Origin of the sequence: Sphingomonas faeni, from assembly GCF_040407505.1 — a bacterium.
In the GTDB taxonomy this organism is placed as follows: domain Bacteria; phylum Pseudomonadota; class Alphaproteobacteria; order Sphingomonadales; family Sphingomonadaceae; genus Sphingomonas; species Sphingomonas faeni_E.
Genome location: NZ_JAPZPQ010000013.1, coordinates 15,996 through 40,800, shown reverse-complemented (window position 1 = coordinate 40,800; position 24,805 = coordinate 15,996). Strand labels below are relative to the sequence as shown.

Below are 24,805 nucleotides of genomic sequence, written 5' to 3'. Positions count from 1 at the left end.
CATTTCCCCGCGCGAGGCCCTGTACCAGCCCCGCCCACACATCATTCTCATGTCGGGATCAGTCGTGCGACTGCGAATAATAGGATTGCAGCGGCCGTACTTCAAGGCTGTGCGTCGAAAGCTTGGCGATCGCCTTCGCCGCTTCGAGCGAAGCCGGCGCGGTCGTGAAGTACGGAATGCGTTGTCCCAGCGCGGACGCGCGGATCGGCTGCGAGTCCTTCAGGCTCTGCCACCCCTCGGTGGTGTTGAAGATCAGCGCGATATCGCCGTCCTTGATCCGGTCGACGATATGCGGCCGACCTTGAGCGACCTTGTTGACCTTCTCGACCGGCAACCCGGCAAGTGCGAGGTGATCCGCCGTCCCACCGGTCGCGACGATCGAGAAGCCGGTGTCGACCAAAGCCTTCACCGCCTCGACGATCATCACCTTGTCACCGTCCTTCACGCTGACGAAGACATTGCCCTTGGTCGGCAGGATCGTCCCCGCGCCAAGCTGCGCCTTGGCGAATGCGATCGTGAAATCGGGATCGATTCCCATGACTTCGCCGGTCGACTTCATCTCCGGTGACAGCACCGGATCGACGCCGGGGAACTTGTTGAAGGGGAACACCGCCTCCTTCACCGCATAATAGTCGATATGCCGGTCGATCTTCGGCAGATTGACCAGCTTCTCGCCCGCCATCACCCGCGCGGCGATCTTGGCGATCGGCGCACCGATGGCCTTGGCGACGAACGGCACGGTGCGCGACGCGCGCGGGTTGACCTCGATGAGGTAGACCAGCCCATCCTTCACCGCGAACTGGATGTTCATCAGCCCGACCACCGACAAGGCATGCGCGAGCGCCACCGTCTGCCGCTCGATCTCTGCGATGATCTCCGCCGACAGCGAGTAAGGCGGGATCGAGCACGCAGAGTCGCCCGAATGGACGCCCGCCTCCTCGATATGCTGCAACACGCCCGCGACGACCACGTCGGTCCCGTCGCAGATCGCATCGACATCGACCTCGATCGCATCGCGCAGATACTGGTCGATCAGCACCGGCGAGTCGCCCGACACCTGCACCGCGGTCGCGATGTAATGCTCGAGCTGCCCGATCGTATCGACGATCTCCATCGCCCGCCCGCCCAGCACGTAAGACGGCCGCATCAGCACCGGATAGCCGATCCGCTCCGCCGCCGCGACCGCCTCGTCCCGGCTCCGCGCCAGGCCATTGGCCGGCTGCAACAGCCCGAGCTTGGTGATCAACGCCGCGAACCGCTCACGGTCCTCCGCCAGATCGATCGCATCCGGCGTCGTCCCCAGGATCGGAATGCCCGCAGCCTCGAGCGCGCGCGCGAGGTTCAGCGGAGTCTGCCCACCGAACTGCACGATTACGCCCACCAGCGTGCCGTTCTGCTGCTCGACATGCAGGATCTCCAACACGTCCTCGGCGGTCAGCGGCTCGAAATACAGCCGGTCCGACGTGTCGTAATCGGTCGACACCGTCTCCGGGTTGCAGTTGACCATGATCGTCTCATAGCCCGCATCCGCCAGCGCGAAGCACGCATGGCAGCAGCAGTAATCGAACTCGATACCCTGCCCGATCCGGTTCGGCCCGCCGCCCAGAATCACGATCTTCTTCCGGTCGGTCGGCTCGGACTCGTTCTCGGGCTCTCCGAAGCTCGGCGCCTCGTAGGTCGAGTACATATACGGCGTCTTCGCATCGAATTCGGCCGCGCACGTGTCGATCCGCTTGAACACCGGCCGCACGCCGAGCTTCAGGCGATGCTGGCGCACCTCCTCCTCGGTCACGCCGCCGGTCATCGCCTTGACGACCTCGTGGATCAGGCCAGAGCCACGTGCGATCCCCCGGTTCATCCCGCGCAGATTTGCCGACTGCAGCGCCAGCCACGCAAGCCGCTTGTCGCTGAACCCCATGCTCTTCAGGCGGCGCATACCGGGCGCGTCGATCGGCAGGCCGTCCTTCATCACCTCGGCCTCGGCCGCGATGATCTCCGCGATCCGCTCGAGGAACCACGGATCATACTTCGCGATCGCGTGCACCTCGGCGACCGTAAAGCCCTCACGCAACGCTTGAGCCGCCACCAGCAGCCGGTCCGGCGTCGCGACGGCCAGCGCCGCCTCGATTTCCGCGCGCGGCGCACCCACCAGATGATCGACCTGGTTGAACCCCGACAAGCCTGTCTCAAGCCCGCGCAACGCCTTCTGCATCGATTCGTGGATGTTGCGACCGATCGCCATCACCTCGCCGACCGACTTCATCGCGGTGCCGAGCGTGTTCGACGCGCCCTTGAACTTCTCGAACGCGAACCGCGGAATCTTCGTCACGACGTAATCGATCGTCGGCTCGAACGCGGCGGGGGTGGCGCCGGTAATGTCGTTCTCGATCTCGTCGAGCGTGTAGCCGACCGCCAGCTTCGCCGCGACCTTCGCGATCGGGAAGCCGGTCGCCTTCGACGCCAGCGCGGACGAGCGCGAAACGCGCGGGTTCATCTCGATGACGACCAGCCGGCCGTCCTTCGGATTGACGGCGAACTGGACGTTCGAACCGCCTGTTTCGACACCGATTTCGCGCAACACCGCGATCGATGCGTTGCGCATGATCTGGTATTCCTTGTCGGTCAGCGTCAGCGCCGGCGCGACCGTGATCGAGTCGCCGGTGTGGACGCCCATCGGATCGACGTTCTCGATCGAGCAGATGATGATCGCGTTGTCGTTGCGATCGCGCACCACCTCCATCTCGTATTCTTTCCAGCCGAGCAGCGATTCCTCGATCAGCACCTCGGTGGTCGGCGACAGGTCGAGCCCGTTGCGGACGATCGCGATGAACTCCTCGCGGTTGTACGCGATGCCGCCGCCCGAGCCGCCCATCGTGAAGCTCGGCCGAATGATCGACGGAAGCCCCGTCTTCTCAAGGCCTTCCAAAGCTTCTTCAACAGTATGTGCGATCGCCGAGCGCGCGCTTTCCAGCCCGATCCGGTCCATCGCATCGCGGAACTTCAGCCGGTCCTCCGCCATGTCGATCGCATCGGCATCCGCCCCGATCATCGTCACGCCGAACTTCTCCAGCGTACCGTCATGGAACAGCGCCAGCGCGGTATTGAGCGCGGTCTGCCCGCCCATCGTCGGCAGGATCGCGTCAGGGCGCTCCTTCTCGATGATCTTGGCGACGATCGCAGGCGTGATCGGCTCGACATAGGTCGCGTCGGCCAGCTCGGGATCGGTCATGATCGTGGCGGGGTTCGAATTGACGAGGACGATACGATAGCCCTCCTCCTTCAACGCCTTGATCGCCTGCGTGCCCGAATAATCGAACTCGCACGCCTGGCCGATGACGATGGGTCCTGCGCCGATGACGAGGATCGAGGAGATGTCGGTGCGTTTTGGCATTAGTGTGCTAACCAGATCATAAGGTTTTTGATTGCTATGCCCACAAGAGCTTTTACCTTCTCGCTAGCCGCAGCTTTCATCGCCGCTTTGAGCGGCTCGATTATTAGAGCGACCAATGCACTTCTGAGTATTGGTCCGCCGCTACGCAGAAGCGATATGCCAGCCTCCAAGTGGACGCGGATCCAACTTCTCTCTTCGACCTGAAGCTCGTTGTCACTACGGAGAGCCTCATCAGCTTCAACGACAGCTTCTTCGACAGCCTTATAGCTTTCGTCATTGTGATTTACCGTAACAAAGCCATCCGCAGACGGGATCACCCGAACATCCTCGGATTCATCTACCCCCTGATCTATATCTGACCACAACTTCTCGTTTCGGAATGCTGATCTTAACCATTCTTCGTTGGACCAACCTCGGCTGATAACGCCCGCATGACTGCCGCAATACTCAGCTATTGTCTTATCGGATGTTTCAATTACGGTATCAGCGTATGGGTCTAGCACTAATGTAGCCAAACCCTCGTGCTCCATTCGAGCAACTGCCAATTCGACTTGAGCACGGTTGATCGGAATCTCGTAATGCTTTTCAAATAGCATCATCAATTCAGAGTACGTTAAAGAATGCGAGGTTTGGTTCTTAGTGCTCAAGTAAAGAGCATTTAGCAGGCCCGTCAGGAGGTAATCGATAGGATTTGCCATTACAGTCCCTTCACAAACCGTTCGAAGAGATACAGGCTGTCCTGCGGCCCCGGGCTCGCTTCCGGATGATACTGCACGCTGAACGCGTTCCGATCGGTCAGTTCCAGCCCCGCATTCGACCCGTCGAACAGCGACACGTGCGTCTCGCGGACGTTCGCCGGCAGGCTGTCGCGCTCGACCGCGAAGCCGTGGTTCATGCTGGTGATCTCGACCGCGCCGTCGGACAGGCGCTTGACCGGATGGTTGGCGCCGCGGTGGCCCTGGAACATCTTGGTCGTGGTCGCGCCGACCGCGAGGCCGAGCAACTGGTGGCCGAGGCAGATGCCGAACAGCGGCTTGCCCGTCTCCAGCAGCTGGCGGATCACCGGTACCGCGTATTCGGCGGTCGCGGCGGGATCGCCGGGGCCGTTCGACAGGAAGATGCCGTCGGGGGCGAGCGCCATCACGTCGTCGAAGCTGGCGGTGGCGGAGACGACGGAGACTTTCGCGCCCGCCTCGACGAGGTTGCGGAAGATGTTGCGCTTCGAGCCGTAATCGATCGCGACGACGTGGGGGCGGGCCTTCTGCTCCCCTTCCGCGGAGCGGGAGGGGTTGGGGGAGGGCATGGCCTCAGGCGGGGTCGGCGCTGATTGGTCAGCCCCTCCCCCGACCCCTCCCGCAAGCGGGAGGGGAGCAGAAGCGCCCTCTCCCGCTTGCGAGCTGTCGCCGTAGCCGAAGCCCAGCTTCCAGACACCGCCCGGAGCATCCTCACCCCAGCCATAATGCATCTCGGTCGACACGTCCTTGGCGAGGTCCATGCCCTCAAGCCCCGGCCACGCGCGCGCCATCGCCAGCAGCTCGGCCACGTCGAACTCACCGCTCGCCGAATGCGCGATGACCCCATTAGGCGCGCCCGCCACCCGGATCCGCCGCGTCAGCGCACGCGTGTCGACGCCCGACAGACCGATCCGCGCATGCCGCTTCATCCAGCCATCGAGCCCCTCGACCGCGCGAAAACTCGACGGCTGCGTCACGTCCTCGCGGACGATGATGCCGAGCGCGTGCGGGTCGTCCGCCTCGACGTCGTCGGGGTTCGCGCCGACGTTGCCGATGTGCGGAAAGGTGAAGCAGATCATCTGCCCGGCGAAGGACGGGTCGGTCAGCACCTCCTGATAGCCGGTCATCGCGGTGTGGAAGCACACTTCGCCGACCGCACTGCCCTCTGCGCCGAACCCGCGACCCCAGATCACGTCGCCATTGGCGAGGACGAGGACGCCTGTTGCACCGGCAGGCATGGCTATAGGCTGGGCGTCGGCCATCAGGCTGGGCACTCTCTTTACGTTGACGATGTCGCTAAGTGGTGTCCGCTAAGGCCGGCGTGCCGCAGCGTCAATCTGTTAAACGGACGGCGGACGCGCTATCCCGTCGGGCTATCCCGAACCGCCTGAAAGACCAGTACATGATTCGCGACGACATCAAGGCTGCGCAGCTGACCGCCATGAAGGCCGGCGACAAGCAGAGCCGCAACGCTATCTCGTTGATCCAGGCCGCGATCAAGAACCGCGACATCGAGGCGCGCACCGGCAAGGCCCCCGAGAGCGACGACGCGCTGGTGGTCGAAGTGCTCCAGAAGATGGTCAAGCAGCGCCGCGAGTCGATCGAGATGTTCTCGAAGGGCGGCCGCCAGGAGCTCGCCGATGCGGAGACGGCAGAGGTCGCGGTGATCGAACGCTTCTTGCCCCAGCAGATGAGCGAGGCGGAAACGACCGCGGCGATCGAGGCGATCAAGGTGGAACTCGGCGCGACCGGCATGAAGGACATGGGCCGCGTGATGGCGGAGCTGAAGGCACGCCACGCAAGCGAGCTGGACATGAGCAAGGCGAGCGGCCTGGTAAAGGCAGCGCTGTCGTAAATTCTGCTCCCCTCCCGCCTGCGGGAGGGGTCGGGGGAGGGCAGCGCCACACAGGAGACGGAGCATTGGAACAACGCACCCGCATCCGAGACCTCCGCGCCCACCCCACGCGTGCAGAAAGCGCGCTATGGCAACACCTCGCCGCGCGCCGGACTTCGGGCGCAAGGTTCAACCGCCAAGTCCCGATCGGCCCGTTCATCTGCGACTTCGTTTCCCGCGCTACGAAGCTCGTAGTCGAGGTCGATGGCGGGCAGCATGACTGGCACTCCGACGATGACGCGAGACGGACGCACTTCATCGAACAGCAAGGCTACCGAGTGATCCGGTTCTGGAACAACGACGTGTTGGAGCGGATCGAAAGCGTGGTGGCCGAGATCGGGCGCGTGCTTGCGGAACGCCCCTCCCCTAACCCCTCCCGCAAGCGGAAGGGGGACTCTGTTGCGCTCGCTGCGAACGTAGCACCCCTTCTGCCCCCCTCCCGCCTGCGGGAGGGGTCGGGGGAGGGCAGTGCCGCAAACACCCACCCCACAAAAGCAACCCCATGGCGCTAACCCCACAATTCCTCGACGAACTCCGCGCCCGCACCTCGCTCTCGGCGCTCGTCGGCAAGACCACCAAGCTCACCAAGGCCGGTCGCGAGCACAAGGGCTGCTGCCCGTTCCACAACGAGAAGACCCCAAGCTTCTACGTCAATGACGACAAGGGCTTCTACCACTGCTTCGGTTGCTCCGCGCACGGCGACGCGATCAAGTGGATGACCGACCAGCGCGGCCTCCCCTTCATGGACGCGGTGAAGGAACTCGCGCAGGCCGCCGGGATGGACATGCCCGCGATGGACCGCCAGTCCGCCGCGAAGGCCGAACGCGCCAAAGGCCTGCATGAGGTCATGTCCGACGCCGCCGACTGGTTCACCGAGCAGCTCAACGGCCTCCCCGGCACCGACGCCCGCGCGCTCCTCGACCGCCGCGGGATCAGGCCCGAGACGGCGCGTGCGTTCGGCATGGGGTTCGCCCCCGACAGCCGCGGCAAGCTGAAGACCGCGCTGAAGGACTACGGCGACCCCATGCTGGTCGAGTCCGGCATGCTCATCAATGTCGAGGGCAAGGACCCGTACGACCGGTTCCGCGGCCGCCTGATGATCCCGATCCGCGACCCCCGCGGCCGGACCATCGCATTCGGCGGGCGCGTGCTCGATGGTGGCGAGCCGAAGTACCTCAACTCCCCCGACACGCCACTCTTCGACAAGGGCCGCACGCTCTACAATCTCGACAAGGCCGCCCCCGCCTCGCGCAAGTCGGGCCGTGTGCTCGTGGTCGAGGGCTATATGGACGTCATCGCGCTCGCCCAGGCAGGCTTCGGCGAAGCGGTCGCCCCGCTCGGCACGGCGCTGACCGAAGCGCAACTCGAACGGCTGTGGCGGATGGTCGACGTCCCCCTGCTCTGCTTCGACGGCGACGGTGCCGGCCAGAAGGCGTCGCTCCGGGCCGCCCACCGCGCGCTCCCGCTACTCGCGCCCGGCCGCAGCCTCGCCTTCGTCACGCTCCCGCAAGGCCAGGACCCCGACGACCTCGTCCGCGCCGGCGGCCCCGGCGCGTTCGAAACACTCCTCAAATCCCCCGAACAGCTCGTCGACCGGCTCTGGGCGTCCGAAGTCGCCGCCGAGGCGCTCGACACCCCCGAACAGCGCGCCGGCCTCAAGCGCCGCCTCCACGAACTCGCCGAAGGCATCGCCGACCCCTCGGTGAAGCAGCAATATCATGCCGAGTTCAAGAACCGCTTCTACGAGCATTTCAAACCCGTCCGCGCCCCCTTCGTGCCCCGCGGCGAGCGTCCCAAGGGCGGCTGGAAGCCCCCCGCCGCGCCCGTCACCGAAGACGCGAAGGCCTTCCTCGCCACCGGCATCGACCGCGTATTGGCCAAGGCCGTGCTCGCCGGCCTGATCCGCCACCCGGTCGAGATCGCGCGCCACATGGAGGTGCTCGGCTCCCTCCAAATGATCGACGGCGCGCTCGGGCGATTGTTCGAAGCGGTCGTAGATGTTGCACTTGAGGACCAGAAGCTTGATAGCGGGCGACTTCTCACCATATTGGCGAGGTCCGGTTTCAATTCAGTCGCGAGTGACCTGTTGAGAGCCGATACGATGCCCTATTCGTTCACGCAGACCACGGCCGATCCAGCCCGCGTCCGTGCCGACCTCGACGAGGCGATCGCGATCATGGTCGCCCGCCCTGAGGTAGACGCGGCACTCAAGCAGGCGACCGCGGCGATGCAGACGCACTTCACCGAAGATGCGTTCGAACGACAAGTGGCTATGGTAAGAGAGAAACAGGCGTTGGAAGTCCGACTTGCAAATCTTGTACAGTCGAACGAAGACGCCCGAGCGTTGGGTACCGAGGGCGATTGATGGCTAAGGCGAACATGGCGGAACCCGCCGAGACGAACGAAACCGGCGATGCGCCGCTGATCGACATGAACGATGCGTCGATCAAGAAGGTCATCGCGCGCGCCAAGAAGCGCGGCTACATCACCTATGAGCAGCTCAACGAAGCGCTGCCGCAGGGCGAGATGTCGTCCGACCAGATCGAGGACATCAGCGCCGCGCTGAGCGAGATGGGCATCAACATCGTCGAGAACGACGAAGCCGGCGAGGACGGCGAGACCGAGCCCGCCAAGGACGACGAGGACGAGCCGGAGGCCGCCGACGCGGATGCCGACACAGGCCCCGCGATCGAGAAGAAGAAAGAGACCATCGATCGCACCGACGATCCGGTCCGCATGTACCTGCGCGAGATGGGCGCGGTCGAGCTGCTCAGCCGCGAGGGCGAGATCGCGATCGCCAAGCGCATCGAGGCGGGTCGCGACACGATGATCCTCGGCCTGTGCGAATCGCCGATCACCTTCAACGCGATCATCGACTGGTCGACCGCACTGAACGAGGGCACGATGCAGTTGCGCGAGATCATGGATCTCGACGCGATGCTGTCGAAGGACCCCGCGCCGGAAGCGATGGCCGAGGACGGCGAAGCCGACGACGGCGAGATCAGCGAGAAGAACGCCGGTCCCTCGTTCAAGGAAGAGGCCGAGCCCGAAGAGCCGTCCGCCGACGAGGACGAGGACGGCGAGCGCCGCGCCCCGCGCGCATCGGACGACGAGGAGGAGGACAACACCCTCAGCCTCGCGCAGATGGAGGAACAGCTCAAGCCGATCGCGCTCGAGCGGTTCGCCAGCATCACCGCGCTCTACAAGAAGTTCAGCAAGATCCAGCAGTCGCGCGTCGACGCGATGGGCATCGGCGGCGATTTTTCGGCTGCCGACGAGCGCAAATACCAGAAGCTGCGCGAGGAACTCACGGCGGAAGTCGAGAGCGTCCAGTTCCACAACGCCAAGATCGAATATCTGGTCGATCAGCTCTATGCCTATAACCGTCGCCTGACCGCGCTGGGCGGCCAGATGCTGCGCCTCGCCGAGCGCCACAAGGTGCCGCGCAAGGACTTCCTCGATCGCTATATCGGTCACGAGATCGACGAGAACTGGCTGACGACGGTCAACAAGGTCGACAAGAAGTGGACCGCGTTCGTCGCCAACGAGGGCGAGGCGGTCGAGCGCATCCGCGCCGAAATCGCCGACATCACGCAGCAGACCGGCATGGCGCTCACCGAGTTCCGCCGGATCGTCAACATGGTCCAGAAGGGCGAGCGCGAGGCGCGGATCGCTAAGAAGGAGATGGTCGAGGCGAACCTGCGGCTGGTGATCTCGATCGCCAAGAAATACACGAACCGCGGCCTTCAGTTCCTGGATCTCATCCAGGAGGGCAATATCGGCCTGATGAAGGCGGTCGACAAGTTCGAGTATCGCCGCGGCTACAAGTTCAGCACCTACGCGACGTGGTGGATCCGCCAGGCGATCACCCGCTCGATCGCGGACCAGGCGCGGACCATCCGCATCCCGGTCCACATGATCGAGACGATTAACAAGCTGGTCCGCACCAGCCGCCAGTTCCTGCACGAGCAGGGCCGCGAACCGACCCCGGAGGAGATGGCCGAGCGCCTCTCCATGCCGCTGGAGAAGGTGCGCAAGGTGATGAAGATCGCCAAGGAGCCGATCAGCCTCGAAACGCCGATCGGCGACGAGGAGGATTCGCATCTCGGAGACTTCATCGAGGACAAGAACGCGATCATCCCGGTGGATGCCGCGATCCAGGCGAACCTCAAGGAGACGGTCACGCGCGTGCTCGCGTCGCTCACCCCGCGTGAGGAGCGCGTGCTGCGCATGCGCTTCGGCATCGGCATGAACACCGATCACACGCTCGAGGAGGTCGGCCAGCAGTTCTCGGTGACCCGCGAGCGCATCCGCCAGATCGAGGCGAAGGCGCTGCGGAAGCTGAAGCATCCGAGCCGGTCACGGAAGATGCGGAGCTTCCTCGACCAGTAAGGGTTGGGGTTTTCGCAAATTAGGGGCCGCAGCTTTCGGCAAGCTGCGGCCCCTTTTTTATCAGCCTGAGGTTCTGGACCTGACTAACTCAGCCGTGCGCGTATCGTCGTAGCACCGTTCCTGTGATGACGATCGCACTTCCCCAAAAAACAACAAATAACAAATTTCCTCGCCAGCCAGAGTAGGCAGGGGGCGGCATAGGCGGCGATCGCCATTCTACGCGCTTGATTCCAGCAAGTCGGATTACGATCCAAGCAACGGCACGAACAAGCAAATCGTCGATCGGGCCAGCGGCTTCGGAACCCAACAATATACGCAGCGGCGCCCGCTCATACCCACTAACACCACGCGCTAGGCACCTTCTAATCAGACCCAAGTCCATGTCGCGGCCCAGCTCGAAAATGACCTGCTCCCATGTAGGCCAGATCCCCCTGCTCAGAGCGCCGTCGGAGGTTTTGCGCTGCATTCCAACCCAGCTTGATCAAGTCGTGCAGCTATTTGGCGAACAAGACTGAGAAAGTCTCGATCACGCGTACAGCTACCAGTGAAGTCGACGAACATGGTTGGTTTATCACTCGCAACGAGTCCAGCGGTCCGAACTTTAACCTTTTCGGTAGCTGGGAGTTCTTGGTTCATCGCATCTATAATCGCCCAACCACTGTCCTGTGTTTTCGGATTAAATACGATATAGCCATGCTCGACGTCATCTGGCGATCGACCCCGGTCCGGACTACATGCCGTAACAAGTAGTGCGATCAAAAATACTCGCGTCCTCACCAGCCACGTCCCCGAATAAAAGAACCTACATGATCCGCCAAGGTTGGCGCGCGTCCTATCAGATCATGGCTATCAAACGGACGGCGGAAGAGAGTGAAGGGATCCTCCGTCGGGACATATACTCGTAGAATTCCGGCATCGTTGGTCAGCGGCCCAATCGCATTGGGGGCGAAAGTTGTGATGGACCTCCCCGAAGCACCTCCTATGGCGGCGCTTCCTGCAGCGGAGGCGGATGCCTTGAGACCGTCAGATGCCTTGGCTTTGCCGAGCATGCTTCGTCCGCTCGCTTGCCCGCTATACCAAGTCTGCTTGAACCAAATACGCCACGCAACCGGTTGCGTGGGAACCGAGCTACGGAACACTTGAGGACGTACTTCACCATAGGTAAGTTCGATACGACGGTCGCGCGCCATCGCTACAGCATTGCCAACACTGACCGGTAGCCCCATCAAGTTCGACTTAACGCGACTTTCCATAAACTCGCGATCTAAGCCAGCCTGCGAGGCTGCTATCGGCTCAGGAACACGCCCGCGAAAACGACGTGAGTTCACCTGAAAATCGAACTCGCTCTTACCGATTCTCATGTCATATTTCTCGACCGCGATTACAGCACCCGCAGAAAAATACAGACTGCCACCCTCGTTCACCGTAGCGACGAGACGAAAGGTCTTACGATCAATGCGGATCACTTTCTCGGCCATCGCTCAACCTCCAAGTCAAACCACCAGTCGTTGATGATAAATGTAACTGATCGTTTGATACAGCCAAAAAAATGGTAGCTTTTGGGCGCCACCTTACTTGGCGTGCTTCCATGCGTGGCGGCATCAACGAGTCTTTTATGTCGCCGGTTTGGCGTTACCCCTCGACCCTCTTAATGGCCTTCCCCTAAGACAGCGCCATGCCCCGGGTAATCCTGTTCAACAAACCGTACGACGTGCTCAGCCAGTTCACCGACGTGAACAGTCCGACCCCGCGCGCGACGCTGTCGCAGTTCGTCGAGGTGCCGGGCGTCTATCCGGCGGGGCGGCTCGACCGCGATAGCGAAGGGCTGTTGCTGCTGACCGACGACGGTCGCCTCCAGGCGCGGATCGCGGACCCGAAGTTCAAGCTGGCCAAGACCTATCTCGTGCAGGTCGAGGGCGATGCCGGCGAGGACGCGCTCGATCAGTTGCGGGGCGGCGTCCTGCTGAAGGACGGCCCTGCCCGCGCCGACGTCGAGCGGATCGCCGCACCCGACCTCTGGCCGCGCGTGCCGCCGATCCGGGTCCGCGCGAGCATCCCCGATTGCTGGCTGAAGATAACGATCCGCGAAGGCCGCAACCGGCAAGTCCGCCGCATGACCGCCGCGATCGACCACCCCACGCTGCGGCTGGTCCGGTGGAGCATCGGCGACTGGACCGTGGCGGGTCTGGCGCCCGGCACGTGGCGCGACGCCTGACGAGCGCTTGAGGCGGGCTGACGGGTGCGTGCTGCCCACCGGAGGCGCGTACGCTCATAAGGTACGCCCATCAGGCGGGCAGCGTTCGTGATTACAAGCGGAAGACCTTCCCACCCACGCCGTCATCCTGACGAAAGTCAGGACCCAGAGCCAAACAGCGCAGCGTTCGTGATCCTGGGTCCTGACTTTCGTCAGGATGACGGGGAAGGGCATGTTCACGCGAAGGCGCTAAGGCGCGAAGAGAAGCAGCTTATTTAGCGCACTTGCCCGGCCTTCTCTTCGCGCCTTAGCGCCTTCGCGTGAATCCATTCCTTGAGCTGCGCTCCGTGGCGCAATGTGATCATAAGTCCCGAGGATAGCGTTCCCCGCCCGCGCGGAGAGTGCGTTGCGTGACGCGCCGAAATTGCATGGTGGCACGACGAAACTCCCTCCCCTTCGGGGGAGGGTCGGGGTGGGGCATGTCCACGCGAGCGCGCTCAGTGTGGCATTGCTTCGCCTAGTCCAAGCAGGCGGCATTCGAGTCCGCCAGCAAGACGTGTTTCCCCGCGAAGGCGGGGACCCAGACTGGGCTCCCGCCTTCGCGGGAGAACAAGGAAGCGGGCGCGAGAACAAGGAAGCGGCAGTCGGCCTGCGCAGGACCGCGCGTCCCTATCCGACCCGACAACCACCTACGACACCCCGAAGGACGGAGAAATCGCGCAGACACCACGGCCGCCGCTGGCCGGCACGCTAATCCGCTGTCCTACACGCGCCTCGGAGCGCACCCTCAGCGGATGCCCAGCCCCGCTTATCCCGCATGCATCACCTCGGCCCAAACGCCCCTATCGACCCCCAAATCGGGCGATGTGCAGAACGCTGTGAGACTGTGAACTTCGTGCACTTCCGCACTGCAGCATCGGCGCAAGGCACTGATTTCAGGCGCACAACGAAAAAGGGCGCCGGGACCATCGCCCCCGCGCCCTTCTCCAACTCAAACAGTCTCCGATTACTCGGCGGCTGCGGTGCCCTTGGCAGGGCGCATGTCGCGACGCTCGGCGATACGCGCTGCCTTGCCGGTGCGGCCACGCAGGTAATACAGCTTGGCGCGACGCACGGCGCCCTTGCGGACGACTTCGATCGAATCAACGTTCGGCGAGTAGAGCGGGAAGACGCGCTCGACGCCCTCGCCGAAGCTCATCTTACGCACGGTGAAGTTCGAGCCCATGCCCTTGTTCGAGCGCGCGATGCACACGCCCTCGTAGTTCTGAATACGCGTGCGCTCGCCTTCGACGACCTTCACGCCGACCTTCAGCGTATCGCCGGGGCGGAAATCGGGGATCGTCTTGTTGGCCAGGAACTTCGCGATGTTCTCGGCTTCAATCGTCTGCAACAGGTTCATGTCTCGTCCTCGTGTCGCTGCGCGCCAGAGGGCGACTGGACCCGAACGCCCTCATGGCGCTCCCAAAGGTCCGGTCGCCGTGACCGTGTATCGATCTCCGCGCGGCGTTTGCGCCATGCAGCGATCTTCGCATGATCCCCCGATCGCAGCACCTGCGGGATCGTGCGCCCTTCCCATGATTGAGGTCGGGTATAATGCGGATATTCGAGCAGCCCCGTTTCGAAGCTCTCGTCATCCCCACTAGAAGCCGCGCCCATTACGCCGGGCAGGAGCCGAATGCAAGCATCGAGCAGCACCAGCGCGCCCATCTCGCCGCCCGACAGGATGTAGTCGCCGATCGAGACCTCCTCGATCTCCCGCGCCTCGAACAGGCGTTCGTCGAAGCCCTCGAACCGGCCGCAGAGAATGGTGACGCCGGGGCCCTGCGCCAGTTCCCGAACCCGGCCCTGGGTGAGCGGCTTTCCCCGAGGCGTCATCGCCAGCACCGGCCGCCCATCCGCAACGCTGTCGATCGCCGAGGCCATCACGTCGGCGCGCAGTACCATCCCAGCCCCGCCCCCCGCCGGCGTATCATCCACCGATTTGTGCTTATCCGTCGTAAAATCCCGGATCTGCACCGGCGAACAGGACCACCGCCCCTCCCCGAGCGCGCGGCCTGCGAGCGAGGTACCCAGCGGTCCCGGAAACATCTCCGGATACAGTGTCAATATCGTGGCAGCGAAAGTCACAGCGTCCAATTCTCTAAGCGTTTGCGCCAGCGTGCGGCGCCGAATGCGCCCAGCACCTATACGGATCGGCGTGACGGAACAATTACGCTGGCGAAACGCTCGCGGCGGATGGACGATTGCATCATCATTGGCGCCGGCCCGGCGGGTCTGACCGCGGCCATCTATCTAGCGCGATTCCACCTCTCGATCCGCTTGTTCGATTGCGGCAGCAGCCGCGCCGCGTTGATCCCGTGCACACACAACCACGCCGGCTATCCCGAAGGCATCCGCGGCACGGACCTGCTAGCCCGGATGCTGGCGCAGGCGGAAACCTATGGTGCGGTCCGCGAGGGTGTGGGGGTCGATGCGATCGAGGTCGACGACGACGGCTTCACCGTGCGGCTGGGCGATCGCCGCGCGCGAGCCCGGAGCGTGCTGCTCGCCACCGGAGTCGTGAACAACCGCCCCAACATGCCCGACGCGATCCACGACGAAGCGCTCGAAGCCGGCCTCCTCCGCTACTGCCCGATCTGCGACGGCTACGAAGTCACCGACAAGCGTGTCGGCATCATCGGCACCGGCGACCACGGCATGCGCGAGGCCCTGTTCCTGCGCGGTTATACAAAGGACGTGACGCTGATCGCGCCCGAGGGCAGCCACGATCTCGATCCGACATGCGAAGCGGCGCTAGACGATGCCGGAATCGTCCGCGTCGGAGGCCCCTGCGGCAACTATGCAATTGAGAGAGACAAGTTGGCTTTGGACACGGTCGAAGGACGGTTGTCGTTCGACAGCATCTATCCAGCGCTCGGATCAGTGATCCGTTCGGAACTAGCCGTCGCGGCCGGTGCGCGCGCTTCGGAGGATGGGTGCCTGGAGGTCGACTCGCACCAGCGAACCTCGATCCCCGGCCTGTTCGCGGCGGGCGACGTGGTGAAGGGCCTCGACCAGATCAGCCACGCAATGGGCGAAGCCGGCGTCGCCGCAACAACAATCCGAAACATGCTCGCTGAGCAGCGGCCACTGCGGCGGTAATCGCACGCTCGAAGGAGATTGTTTCCCCGCGAAGGCGGGGACCCAGACTGGGCTCCCGCCTTCGCGGGAGAACAAGTGACTTAAGGTAAGCCCGCGTTACTCGGCGGCGAACGAAGCCTCGACAACGAGCCGGTCGGCATCCCATTCGGGAACGGCTTCAGGGCGCATCGGTATCATGAAGCGTTTGCCGGGCTTGTCGTCCACGGAGGGCCGTTCGATCTCGATCACGTCGCCCGCACCGAAATTGTCGATCGCCACGACCCGTCCGATCGCCTCGCCATCGGTCGAGACGACATCGAGACCGATAACATCAGTGTGATAATACTCACCGTCTTCCAACGGCGGCAGCGACGACCGAGGCACCGTCAGTTCAGTCCCCCGCATCGCCTCGGCAGCGTTGCGATCGGCGACCTCGGCAAATCGCGCGATCATGCCGTTATTGCCGTTACGCGCGGATTTCAGCGACAGCGCGCCGTTGTTGAAGCTCTTATAGCTTCCGAAATTCTCGGCGAAGACTTTCAGCCGCACTTCGCCACCGATGCCGTGCGCACCGATGACGACGGCGAGCGTCACGTCAGCCTTGCGCGGAGCCTTCATCGCGACCGGGAGTGTCGTCGGAGCCTTCGGCGGGGTCGTCGGCGGAGACGCCTTGGTTGGTGGCATCTTCGATATCCTCGGGTGCGGGGGCTGTGCGGGGGGCGGTTTCGGGGGCCATCATGCGCTCCTGTTCGGGGTTACCGAGGAAGAACGCATGAAGTCCGGATCGGGTGCGGTTGGCGACCCGTAGTCGGAGCGGGGGTTGCCTCCCGCCCGTCGTCACCCCGGACTTGTTCCGGGGTCCACCGTTCCGCGTACCCAATTCTCTCGAATCCGCGGACGGGTGGTTGCCGGAACAAGCCCGGCATGACGGAGAGGGGTTGGACGATCACGCCCTGCCCCTCTCCAGGAGCGCTGTCTTACGAAGCGGCTTCTTCGGTCTCGGCAGGAGCAGCCTCTGCCTCGGCAGCAGGTGCCGCCTTCGCAGCAGCTTCAGCCTCGGCAGCTTCAGCCGCCTTGGTCGCACGCTCTTCGGCGCGCTCGGTGGCCTTCTCGCCGGGCTTGCCCTTGTTCGGGTTGTTGCGCGCCGAACGCTCGAGCACGCCAGCCTGGTCGAGGAAGCGCGCGACGCGGTCGGTCGGCTGCGCGCCGACGCTCAGCCAATGCTTCGCGCGATCGGCGTCGAGCTGCACGCGCTGCTCGTTGTCCTTGGCGAGGAGCGGGTTGTAGTTGCCGATCTTCTCGATGAAGCGGCCATCACGCGGCGAACGCGCATCGGCAACGACGATCTTGTAGTAAGGACGCTTCTTGGAGCCACCGCGCGCGAGGCGAATGTTGATTGCCATGATATTTTCCTTCGTTTTCTAGATAGATCCCCGAGCGAAGCCGAGGTGTCGTGGTTGGATAAGGAGGTTATTTCTTCTTCAGAAAATCGTCGAAACCGGCAGGCATCTGCGGCATCTTGGGGCCACCAAGCCCCGGCAGACCGCCGCCGCCGCCCGGCAAACCACCCGCGCCGGCCTTGTTGAGCATGTCGCCCATCTGCGGCCCGCCGATCGCGTTGCCGATACCGCCGAGACCGCCGCCCAGGCCTCCCTTGCCGAGCATCGCCATCATGCCCTTCATGCCGCCCATCTTCTTGATCTTCTTCATGGCGGTCGACATTTCGAGGTGCATTTTCAGCAGCTTGTTGACCTCCTGGACGGTCGTCCCGGAGCCCTTGGCGATGCGGATCTTGCGCTTGGCGTTGATCAGCTCGGGCTTGTTGCGCTCCTTGATCGTCATCGAACCGATCATCGCGTCCATGTGTACCAGCACCTTTTCGCCACCGACCGACGCGACCGCGCCCTGCGCCTTCTTCATGCCGGGGATCATCCCCGCCAGCGCGCCGAGCCCGCCCATCCGCTGCATCTGCGCCAGCTGGGCGCGCAGGTCGTTCATGTCGAACTGACCCTTGGCCATCTTGGCGGCCATGCGCTCGGCGTCTTCGGCCTGGATCGACTCCGCGGCGCGTTCGACCAGGCTGACGACGTCGCCCATGCCGAGGATGCGTCCGGCGACGCGCTCCGGATGGAACGCCTCGAGCGCATCGAGCTTCTCGCCCGTGCCGGCGAACTTGATCGGCTTGCCGGTGACAGCGCGCATCGACAGCGCCGCACCGCCGCGGGCATCGCCGTCCATGCGGGTCAGCACGATACCCGTCAGCGGCACCTGATCGCTGAAGTTCTGCGCGACGTTGACCGCGTCCTGGCCGGTCAGCGAGTCGACCACGAGGAGAATCTCGGCCGGGTTCGCGACGTCGGCAACCGCCTTCATCTCGTCCATCAACGCCTGGTCGACATGGAGTCGGCCCGCGGTGTCGAGCATCAGGACGTCATAACCCTGGAGCTTGGCCGCCTGCATCGCACGCCGCGCGATATCGACCGGCTGCTGGCCCTGCACGATCGGCAGCGTCGCTACGTCGATCTGCGTGCCGAGAGTCGCCAGCTGCTCCTGCGCGTTCGGGCGATTGACGTCGAGCGACGCCATCAGCACCTTTTTGCGCTCGCGACCGGCCTGTACGAAATTGGCCTGCCCAGCCGCCAGCCGCTTGGCGATCTTGGCGGTGGTGGTGGTCTTACCCGAACCCTGGAGGCCTACCATCATGATGACGGCCGGCGGCGTGACGCCCAGCTCGAGCTCGACGGCATCCGAGCCGAGCATCTCGACCAGCGCATCGCTGACGATCTTGACGACCTGCTGACCCGGCGTGACCGAGCGCAGGACGTTCTGGCCGATCGCCTTCTCGGTCGCCTTCTCGACGAACTCGCGCGCGACGGGCAGCGCGACGTCGGCTTCGAGCAGCGCGACACGCACCTCGCGCATCGCCGCGCGCACGTCCGCTTCGGTCAGCGCACCCCGGCCGCGAAGGCGGTCGAAGACGCCGCCAAGTCGATCGCTCAGGCTTTCGAACATCGAAATACTCCCATACACCGCTACCAAACGCAAAAGCGCCGGCGGGCGAAACCTCGCCGGCCAGCGTGCATCCTTGGATGCTCGTCCAATGCGCCCCGTAACGGAACGTGGGCTGTCACCTACTGGAATGCGGTTCGAGATGCAAGATGGGTTCCCGAGCGGAGGGACGTTGATCGGCACCTCTCCTTGTTCTCCCGCGAAGGCGGGAGCCCAGACTGGGTCCCCGCCTTCGCGGGGAGACATTCGTACCTCGGTTCAATTCACTCTTATCTCGCGCAGCCAATCGCGCCCGCGCCTCGCCCCGTCCCGCCTATACGGCTTCTTAACATATCCTACACGTGTCGCATGCCACACCGCCACCCAAGCAAGAGACCGAACAGGCCAACCCCATGACCGTAAAGTCGGCGACGACATTTTCGCTCCGCAACATCAGTCGGGAATTCATGACCGGCGCCGTTACGGGCGCCGCACTGCTTCTGTTCGTCGGCACCGCGGGCACCGCCGTCGTCAAGGCACTGGCACATTGGCACGGCAGCGATGCGGTGATCGATCACGGCCTGGTCGCGGCGCTGTTGTTGAACGCGGCGCTGATCCTGTTCGGCTGGTTCCGATACCGGGCCCTATCGGAAGAGCTGAGCATTCTGTCCGACGCCGGCCGCCATGCGCACGCGCTTGCGCAGCGCGATCCGCTCACCGGCTTCCTCAATCGCCGCAGCCTGTCCGAAGACGGCGCGGCACTGTTCGCCAGTACGCGCCGCCGCGGCAAGGCGATGGCCATGCTGACGATCGACATCGATCACTTCAAGAGCGTCAACGATCTGCACGGCTATGCGGTAGGCGACCTGTTGCTTGCTCATGTCGCGGAAACGATCGCAGCGATCGCGCCCGGTACCAGCCTGCTTGCTAGGCTGGGCGCAGATGAGTTCGCCTGCGCATTCGTCTTCGACTCCGCGCACGAGAACGTCGCCGACCGGATCGCCGAGCGCATGGTCGCAGGCCTCGCCTTGCCGTTCCGCTCCAATGGCGCCGACATCCACAGCAGCGTCTCGATCGGTATCGCCCGGTCCGATCGCGACTGCGCCTCGGTCGACGCCTTGCTGCGCAACGCCGACATCGCGCTCCACGCGGCCAAGACCGCCGGGCGTAGTCGCCATGCGTGGTTCGACACGTCGATGGAGCGATCGCTGCAACTCCGTGGCGAACTCGAAGCGGGCCTCCGAAGTGCGATCCCGGCGCAGGAGGTCGTTCCGTATTTCGAGCAGCAGGTCGACCTGACCACCGGCCTCATCACCGGTTTCGAGGTGCTGGCGCGCTGGGAGCATCCGACGCGCGGCATGATCGCGCCCGACGTGTTCATCCCGATCGCGGAGGAAACGGGGCTCATCGGCGACCTGTCGCTGTCGATCATGCGCCAGGCATTCGCCGCCGCGCGCGACTGGGACGCCGGGCTCACTTTGTCGGTCAACGTTTCGCCGCTGCAGTTGCGCGATGCGTGGCTCGCGCAGAAGATCATCAAGACGCTGGTCGAGACAGGCTTCCCTGCGAGCCGGCTCGAGATCGAGATCACCGAGAGCGCGCTGTTCGACAACCTGCCACTCGCGCAGTCGATCGTGGGCAGCCTGAAAAACCAGGGCATCCGCCTCGCGCTCGACGATTTCGGCACCGGCTATTCGAGCCTGGCGCATCTGCGGGCGCTGCCGTTCGACCGGATCAAGATCGACAAGAGCTTCGTCTCGTCGATCCTCGACAATCCGGAGAGCATGGCGATCGTGAACACGATCGTCCGGCTGGGGGACAGCCTCAACCTGCCAACGACCGCGGAAGGGATCGAGGACGCCGCGATTGAGGAGCGCCTGCGCGGCATGGGTTGTGCGAAGGGTCAGGGGTATCTGTACGGGCGCCCGCTCGGTGCGGCGCAGGTCCGGCGCTTGCTGGCGGAGAAACGCTTGCTGGCCCAGCGCCCCGACCGGAGCGTGCCACCGCCGCGCGGCATTGCGCCGCGATTGGCGGGCTAAGGCCCATTCACAAAACACCACCCCGGCGAAGGCCGGGGCCCAGTTGGGAAGGTTGCAGTTACAACGCACCGTCCTTCCCAATGATCGTCCCCCAACTGGGCCCCGGCCTCCGCCGGGGTGGAATAGGTAAATGGTCGCTCCCCGATCCGTTCTCCTGCGAACGCAGGAGCCCAGGACCAAGCAGCGCTCCGTCCGGTACCCTAGGCTCCTGCGTTCGCAGGAGAACACGATGTCGGCCGCCCCCAACGAGCAAACCGTGGACTTCCCCCCCCTCCCCTCCTAAATCGCGCCGCATGCCATCTGCCCCGCAGCCAGAGGTCATCAGCCTCGGCTGCCGCCTCAACATCGCCGAAAGCGAGACCATCCGCGCGCTCGTCGCCGGGCGGGACATGGTCGTGGTCAACAGCTGCGCCGTCACCAACGCGGCGGTGAAGGCCACGCGGGTCGCGATCCGCCGGGCCAAACGCGATCGGCCGGACGCGCAGATCGTCGTCACCGGCTGCGCCGCCCAGATCGCCCCCGCGAGCTTCTCGGCAATGCCCGAAGTCGACCGCGTCATCGGCAATGCAGACAAGCTGACGTATTCAGCTTGGAAGGCTGATGACGCAGTGGTGGTCTCCGACATCATGCAGGTCCGCGAGACCGCGCCACACCTCGCCGCCAGCTTCTCCGCGCATGCCCGCGCGTTCGTCGAGGTCCAGAACGGCTGCGACCACCGTTGCACCTTCTGCGCAATCCCGTTCGGTCGCGGCCCGAGCCGCTCGGTCCCCGCCGGCGCGGTCGTCGACCGGATCGCCGGCCTCGTCGACGCAGGCCACCGCGAGATCGTCCTCACCGGCGTCGACCTCACCAGCTACGGCCCCGACCTCCCCGGCGCGCCGACGCTCGGTCACCTCGTCGAACGCATCCTGCATCACGTCCCAAAGCTCGAACGCCTGCGTCTCTCCTCGCTAGACGGCATCGAGATCGACGACCGCCTCTTCGCGCTGCTGACGACCGAAACGCGCATCATGCCGCACGTACACCTGTCGTTGCAGGCCGGCGACGACATGATCCTCAAGCGCATGAAGCGACGCCATTCACGCGCCGAAAGCGTTGCGCTGGTCGATCGCCTCAAGACCGCCCGCACCGACATCGCGATCGGCGCGGACCTGATCGCCGGCTTCCCGACCGAGGACGCGGCGATGTTCGCCAACACGCGCGCGCTGATCGACGACTGCCACATCGTCCACCCGCACATCTTCCCCTACTCGCCCCGCGCCGGCACCCCCGCCGCGCGGATGCCGCAGGTCGAACCCGAGATCCGCCGCCAGCGCGCCGCCCTCCTCCGCGACGCCGGCGAAACCGCGCGAGCGAACTGGCTGCAAGCGCTGGTAGGCACATCGCAGGATCTGCTCGTCGAACGCCCCGGCGACCGCGGCCATATCGGCAATTTCGCAGAAGTCCTGCTGGACGAACCCGCCATACCCGGCGACATCGTCCGCATCACGATCACCGGCGCCACGTCCGACCGCCTCAGCGCAACACGAGAACCATCATGAGCACCACCCCAACCTGGCACGACAAGCTGATCGGCGGCTTCAAGCGCACCTCCGACCGGCTGGTCGGCAACCTCGCCGGCCTCGGCGGCGCGCGGCTCGACGATTCGACGCTCGACGATATCGAGGAAGCGCTGATCGCGTCGGATCTCGGCCCCGAGACCGCCGGCCGGATACGCCGCCGCCTGTCTGAAGGCAGTTTCGAACGCAACATGGAAGAACTCGGCATCCGCGTCATCGTCGCGGAAGAGGTCGAGAAGGTGCTCGCCACGGTCGCCAAGCCGATCGAGATCGACGCCTTCCCGCGGCCGCAGGTGATCCTCGTCATCGGCGTCAACGGCTCGGGCAAAACGACGACCATCGCCAAGCTCGCGCATCTGCTGGTGGAGCAGGACTACGGCGTGATGCTGGCCGCCGGCGACACGTTCCGCGCCGCCGCGATCGGCCAGTTGCGGACCTGGGCCGAGCGCGTCGGCGTGCCGATCGTCACCGGTCCCGAGGGCGGCGATGCAGCGGGCGTGGTGTGGGACGCGGTCAAGAAGGCGACCGAGACCGGCATCGACGTGCTGATCGTCGACACCGCCGGCCGCTTGCAGAACAAGCGCGAGTTGATGGACGAACTGGCCAAGATCCGCCGCGTGCTGGGCCGGATCAACCCGGAGAGCCCGCACGACATCGTCCTCGTCCTCGACGCTACGACCGGGCAGAACGCGCTCCAGCAGATCGAGGTCTTCAAGGAGGTCGCGGGCGTCACCGGGCTCGTGATGACCAAGCTCGACGGCACCGCGCGCGGCGGCGTGCTGGTCGCGGCGGCGGAAAAATACGGCCTGCCGATCCACGCGATCGGGATCGGCGAGGGCATGACCGACCTGCGCCCGTTCGATGCGAACGAAGTGAGCCGGATCATCGCCGGGGTGGAGAGCGTTCGGAAGTAACGCTCGGAATGTCCTTCGATACGCCATCTCGACAAGCTCGACGGCTACTCGGGACGAACGGCGTGGACTGACAGACGCCCTCCCGAACTGCCCCCGTTCGTGCCGAGTAAGGATCGAGCTTGTCGAGGGCCTGTATCGAGGTACATGTCCGCACGCACCCGCCCCAGGAAGCGAAAACCCAGTGACCCCAACCAAGCCCCCCCTATCCCCCGGCCTCCGCATGGCGGTCGACTACGGCCCGCTCGCGGTCTTCTTCGCGGTGAACTTCCTCACGCCCGGCCTGCCGATCGTCCGCGTCGTCGCCGCCACCACCGCGTTCATCATCGCCACGGTCGCCGCAATGATCGTGTCGAAGGTCAAGACCGGCCATATCTCGCCGATGCTGTGGCTGTCTGGCGCGCTGATCGTCGTGTTCGGCGGGCTGACGATCTATTTCCACGACCAGCGCTTCATCCAGATGAAGCCGACGATCATCTACGCGATGTTCGCGGCGATCCTGACGTTCGGGCTCGTCACGGGGCGCCCGCTGCTCCAGTCGCTGCTCGCAACCGCTTACCCCGGTCTGTCCGCCGATGGCTGGCGCAAGCTCACGCGCAACTGGGCGGTGTTCTTCGTGTTCATGGCGGTGCTGAACGAGGGCGTATGGCGCAACACGACCTGGGACTTCTGGGTCGGCTTCAAGCTTTGGGGCGCGATCCCGCTTACGCTGCTCTTCGCGTTCGCCAACATTCCGATGCTGCTGAAGCACGGATTGCAAACGGGCGACAAAGCCGTGACCGACCTGCCGCCCGAAGGGTAACTTTCTTGTTCTCCCGCGAAGGCGGGAGTCCAGACTGGGCCCCCGCCTTCGCGGGGGAACAATCTTAGCTCGGTTCAGCCCGCGACCTTCGCGTAACGCTCGCCGACGACGTCCCAGTTCACGATGTCCCACCAAGCCTTCAGATAGCCCGGACGATCGTTCTTGTACGTCAGGTAATAGGCGTGCTCCCAAACGTCGTTACCGAGCAACGGCGTGCCGGGCTCCTTGGCGTCGTCCATCAGCGGGTTGTCCTGGTTCGGCGTGCTCGTCACCTTCAGCTTGCCGCTCGCATCCGCGATCAGCCAAGCCCAGCCCGAGCCGAACTGCCCCGCACCCTTGGTGTTGAACTCTTCCTTCAGCTTGTCGAGGCTGCCAAAGTCGCGATCGATCGCCTCGGCGAGCTTGCCCGACGGTGCCTGGCCGTTCTTGGCCGCCATCGTCTTCCAGAAGAAGTCGTGGTTCCAGAAACCGCCGCCATTGTTGCGGACCAGCGGCGGCTGCGACGAGATCATGCCGAGGATGTCCTCGATCGACTTGCCCGCCAGCGCGGAATCCTTCTCGACGCCTTCGTTCAGCTTGGCCGTGTACGCCGCGTGATGCTTGTCGTGATGAAACTTCATCGTTTCCTGGTCGATCACCGGCTCGAGCGCGTCATAGGCATACGGCAGCGGTGGGAGTTCGAAAGCCATGGGGATTCTCCTTTATGGGGTCGGACGCTCAACGTCCGCACGTCGCAAATGGTCCCGCAAAAGTCGTTGCGCAAGCGTATCCAGCGGCCGAA

The 24,805-nt window shown here is 64.3% G+C and carries 21 protein-coding genes; 10 read left to right on the top strand and 11 right to left on the bottom strand.

Annotated features, from left to right (window positions below; translation table 11 throughout):
* Positions 1-58: 58 nt before the first annotated feature.
* From carB to carA, 3 genes are read right to left on the bottom strand one after another with little or no spacing between them, the layout of a single operon-like run.
* Positions 59-3,391, bottom strand: coding sequence for a carbamoyl-phosphate synthase large subunit (gene carB / locus O6X71_RS20825; RefSeq protein WP_353467566.1), 3,333 nt, complete (start codon positions 3,389-3,391; stop codon positions 59-61).
* A complete protein-coding gene (locus tag O6X71_RS20820; protein WP_353467565.1) occupies positions 3,391-4,089 on the bottom strand; it encodes a hypothetical protein in 699 nt (232 codons plus the stop codon). The genes carB and O6X71_RS20820 overlap by 1 nt, the downstream gene beginning before the upstream one ends.
* Positions 4,089-5,387: a glutamine-hydrolyzing carbamoyl-phosphate synthase small subunit gene (gene carA / locus O6X71_RS20815; RefSeq protein WP_353467564.1), complete on the bottom strand. Its 1,299-nt coding sequence runs from the start codon at positions 5,385-5,387 to the stop codon at positions 4,089-4,091. Before carA ends, O6X71_RS20820 begins: the two co-directional genes overlap by 1 nt.
* Positions 5,388-5,527: 140 nt before the next feature.
* Between carA and O6X71_RS20810 the strand changes: the two genes are divergently transcribed.
* The 4 genes from O6X71_RS20810 to rpoD all read left to right on the top strand — a co-directional run bounded on the left by O6X71_RS20810 (position 5,528) and on the right by rpoD (position 10,411).
* On the top strand, positions 5,528-5,980 hold the full coding sequence (locus O6X71_RS20810) for a GatB/YqeY domain-containing protein (protein ID WP_353467563.1): 453 nt from the start codon (positions 5,528-5,530) through the stop codon (positions 5,978-5,980).
* Between the two features lie 65 nt (positions 5,981-6,045).
* On the top strand, positions 6,046-6,531 hold the full coding sequence (locus O6X71_RS20805; RefSeq protein ID WP_353467562.1) for an endonuclease domain-containing protein: 486 nt from the start codon (positions 6,046-6,048) through the stop codon (positions 6,529-6,531).
* Positions 6,522-8,384: a DNA primase gene (gene dnaG / locus O6X71_RS20800; protein ID WP_353467561.1), complete on the top strand. Its 1,863-nt coding sequence runs from the start codon at positions 6,522-6,524 to the stop codon at positions 8,382-8,384. Before O6X71_RS20805 ends, dnaG begins: the two co-directional genes overlap by 10 nt.
* Positions 8,384-10,411, top strand: a complete 2,028-nt coding sequence (rpoD, locus tag O6X71_RS20795) for an RNA polymerase sigma factor RpoD (protein ID WP_056051057.1) — start codon at positions 8,384-8,386, stop codon at positions 10,409-10,411. Before dnaG ends, rpoD begins: the two co-directional genes overlap by 1 nt.
* Positions 10,412-11,184: 773 nt before the next feature.
* On the opposite strand, the gene O6X71_RS20790 is transcribed toward rpoD, so the two are convergent.
* Complete coding sequence (locus O6X71_RS20790) at positions 11,185-11,889, bottom strand: hypothetical protein (RefSeq protein WP_133030503.1); 705 nt, start codon at positions 11,887-11,889, stop codon at positions 11,185-11,187.
* A gap of 197 nt (positions 11,890-12,086) precedes the next feature.
* Between O6X71_RS20790 and O6X71_RS20785 the strand changes: the two genes are divergently transcribed.
* Complete coding sequence (locus O6X71_RS20785) at positions 12,087-12,626, top strand: pseudouridine synthase (RefSeq protein WP_353467560.1); 540 nt, start codon at positions 12,087-12,089, stop codon at positions 12,624-12,626.
* Positions 12,627-13,611: 985 nt separating this feature from the next.
* On the opposite strand, the gene rplS is transcribed toward O6X71_RS20785, so the two are convergent.
* A complete protein-coding gene (rplS, locus tag O6X71_RS20780) occupies positions 13,612-14,004 on the bottom strand; it encodes a 50S ribosomal protein L19 (protein ID WP_031395442.1) in 393 nt (130 codons plus the stop codon).
* Complete coding sequence (gene trmD, locus O6X71_RS20775; RefSeq protein ID WP_353467559.1) at positions 14,001-14,732, bottom strand: tRNA (guanosine(37)-N1)-methyltransferase TrmD; 732 nt, start codon at positions 14,730-14,732, stop codon at positions 14,001-14,003. The genes rplS and trmD overlap by 4 nt, the downstream gene beginning before the upstream one ends.
* Before the next feature lie 108 nt (positions 14,733-14,840).
* Here trmD and O6X71_RS20770 point away from each other — a divergent pair, with 108 nt between their 5' ends.
* Positions 14,841-15,746 carry an NAD(P)/FAD-dependent oxidoreductase gene (locus tag O6X71_RS20770; protein WP_353467558.1) on the top strand — a complete coding sequence of 302 codons (906 nt, stop codon included), beginning with the start codon at positions 14,841-14,843 and terminating at the stop codon, positions 15,744-15,746.
* 96 nt (positions 15,747-15,842) lie between these two features.
* On the opposite strand, the gene rimM is transcribed toward O6X71_RS20770, so the two are convergent.
* From rimM to ffh, 4 genes are all read right to left on the bottom strand, one after another.
* Complete coding sequence (rimM, locus tag O6X71_RS20765; RefSeq protein WP_060526849.1) at positions 15,843-16,343, bottom strand: ribosome maturation factor RimM; 501 nt, start codon at positions 16,341-16,343, stop codon at positions 15,843-15,845.
* Positions 16,321-16,461, bottom strand: a complete 141-nt coding sequence (locus O6X71_RS20760) for a hypothetical protein (RefSeq protein ID WP_353467557.1) — start codon at positions 16,459-16,461, stop codon at positions 16,321-16,323. Before O6X71_RS20760 ends, rimM begins: the two co-directional genes overlap by 23 nt.
* A 241-nt stretch (positions 16,462-16,702) precedes the next feature.
* The gene (gene rpsP / locus O6X71_RS20755; protein ID WP_056051069.1) at positions 16,703-17,128 is read right to left on the bottom strand and encodes a 30S ribosomal protein S16; all 426 of its coding nucleotides are present in this window, start codon (positions 17,126-17,128) and stop codon (positions 16,703-16,705) included.
* Between the two features lie 67 nt (positions 17,129-17,195).
* Complete coding sequence (gene ffh, locus O6X71_RS20750) at positions 17,196-18,737, bottom strand: signal recognition particle protein (RefSeq protein ID WP_353467556.1); 1,542 nt, start codon at positions 18,735-18,737, stop codon at positions 17,196-17,198.
* A gap of 389 nt (positions 18,738-19,126) precedes the next feature.
* On the opposite strand from ffh, the gene O6X71_RS20745 reads away from it, so the two are divergent.
* The 4 genes from O6X71_RS20745 to O6X71_RS20730 all read left to right on the top strand — a co-directional run bounded on the left by O6X71_RS20745 (position 19,127) and on the right by O6X71_RS20730 (position 24,024).
* Positions 19,127-20,752, top strand: a complete 1,626-nt coding sequence (locus tag O6X71_RS20745; protein WP_353467555.1) for a putative bifunctional diguanylate cyclase/phosphodiesterase — start codon at positions 19,127-19,129, stop codon at positions 20,750-20,752.
* A gap of 293 nt (positions 20,753-21,045) precedes the next feature.
* Positions 21,046-22,293 carry a tRNA (N(6)-L-threonylcarbamoyladenosine(37)-C(2))-methylthiotransferase MtaB gene (gene mtaB, locus O6X71_RS20740; RefSeq protein WP_353467554.1) on the top strand — a complete coding sequence of 416 codons (1,248 nt, stop codon included), beginning with the start codon at positions 21,046-21,048 and terminating at the stop codon, positions 22,291-22,293.
* The gene (ftsY, locus tag O6X71_RS20735; protein ID WP_353467553.1) at positions 22,290-23,225 is read left to right on the top strand and encodes a signal recognition particle-docking protein FtsY; all 936 of its coding nucleotides are present in this window, start codon (positions 22,290-22,292) and stop codon (positions 23,223-23,225) included. The genes mtaB and ftsY overlap by 4 nt, the downstream gene beginning before the upstream one ends.
* A gap of 181 nt (positions 23,226-23,406) precedes the next feature.
* Positions 23,407-24,024 (top strand): septation protein A, encoded by a 618-nt coding sequence (locus O6X71_RS20730; RefSeq protein ID WP_353467552.1) that lies wholly within the window; start codon positions 23,407-23,409, stop codon positions 24,022-24,024.
* A 74-nt stretch (positions 24,025-24,098) separates the two neighbouring features.
* Here O6X71_RS20730 and O6X71_RS20725 read toward each other — a convergent pair whose 3' ends face one another.
* Positions 24,099-24,713, bottom strand: a complete 615-nt coding sequence (locus tag O6X71_RS20725) for a superoxide dismutase (protein ID WP_107952266.1) — start codon at positions 24,711-24,713, stop codon at positions 24,099-24,101.
* Between the last annotated feature and the right edge of the window lie 92 nt (positions 24,714-24,805).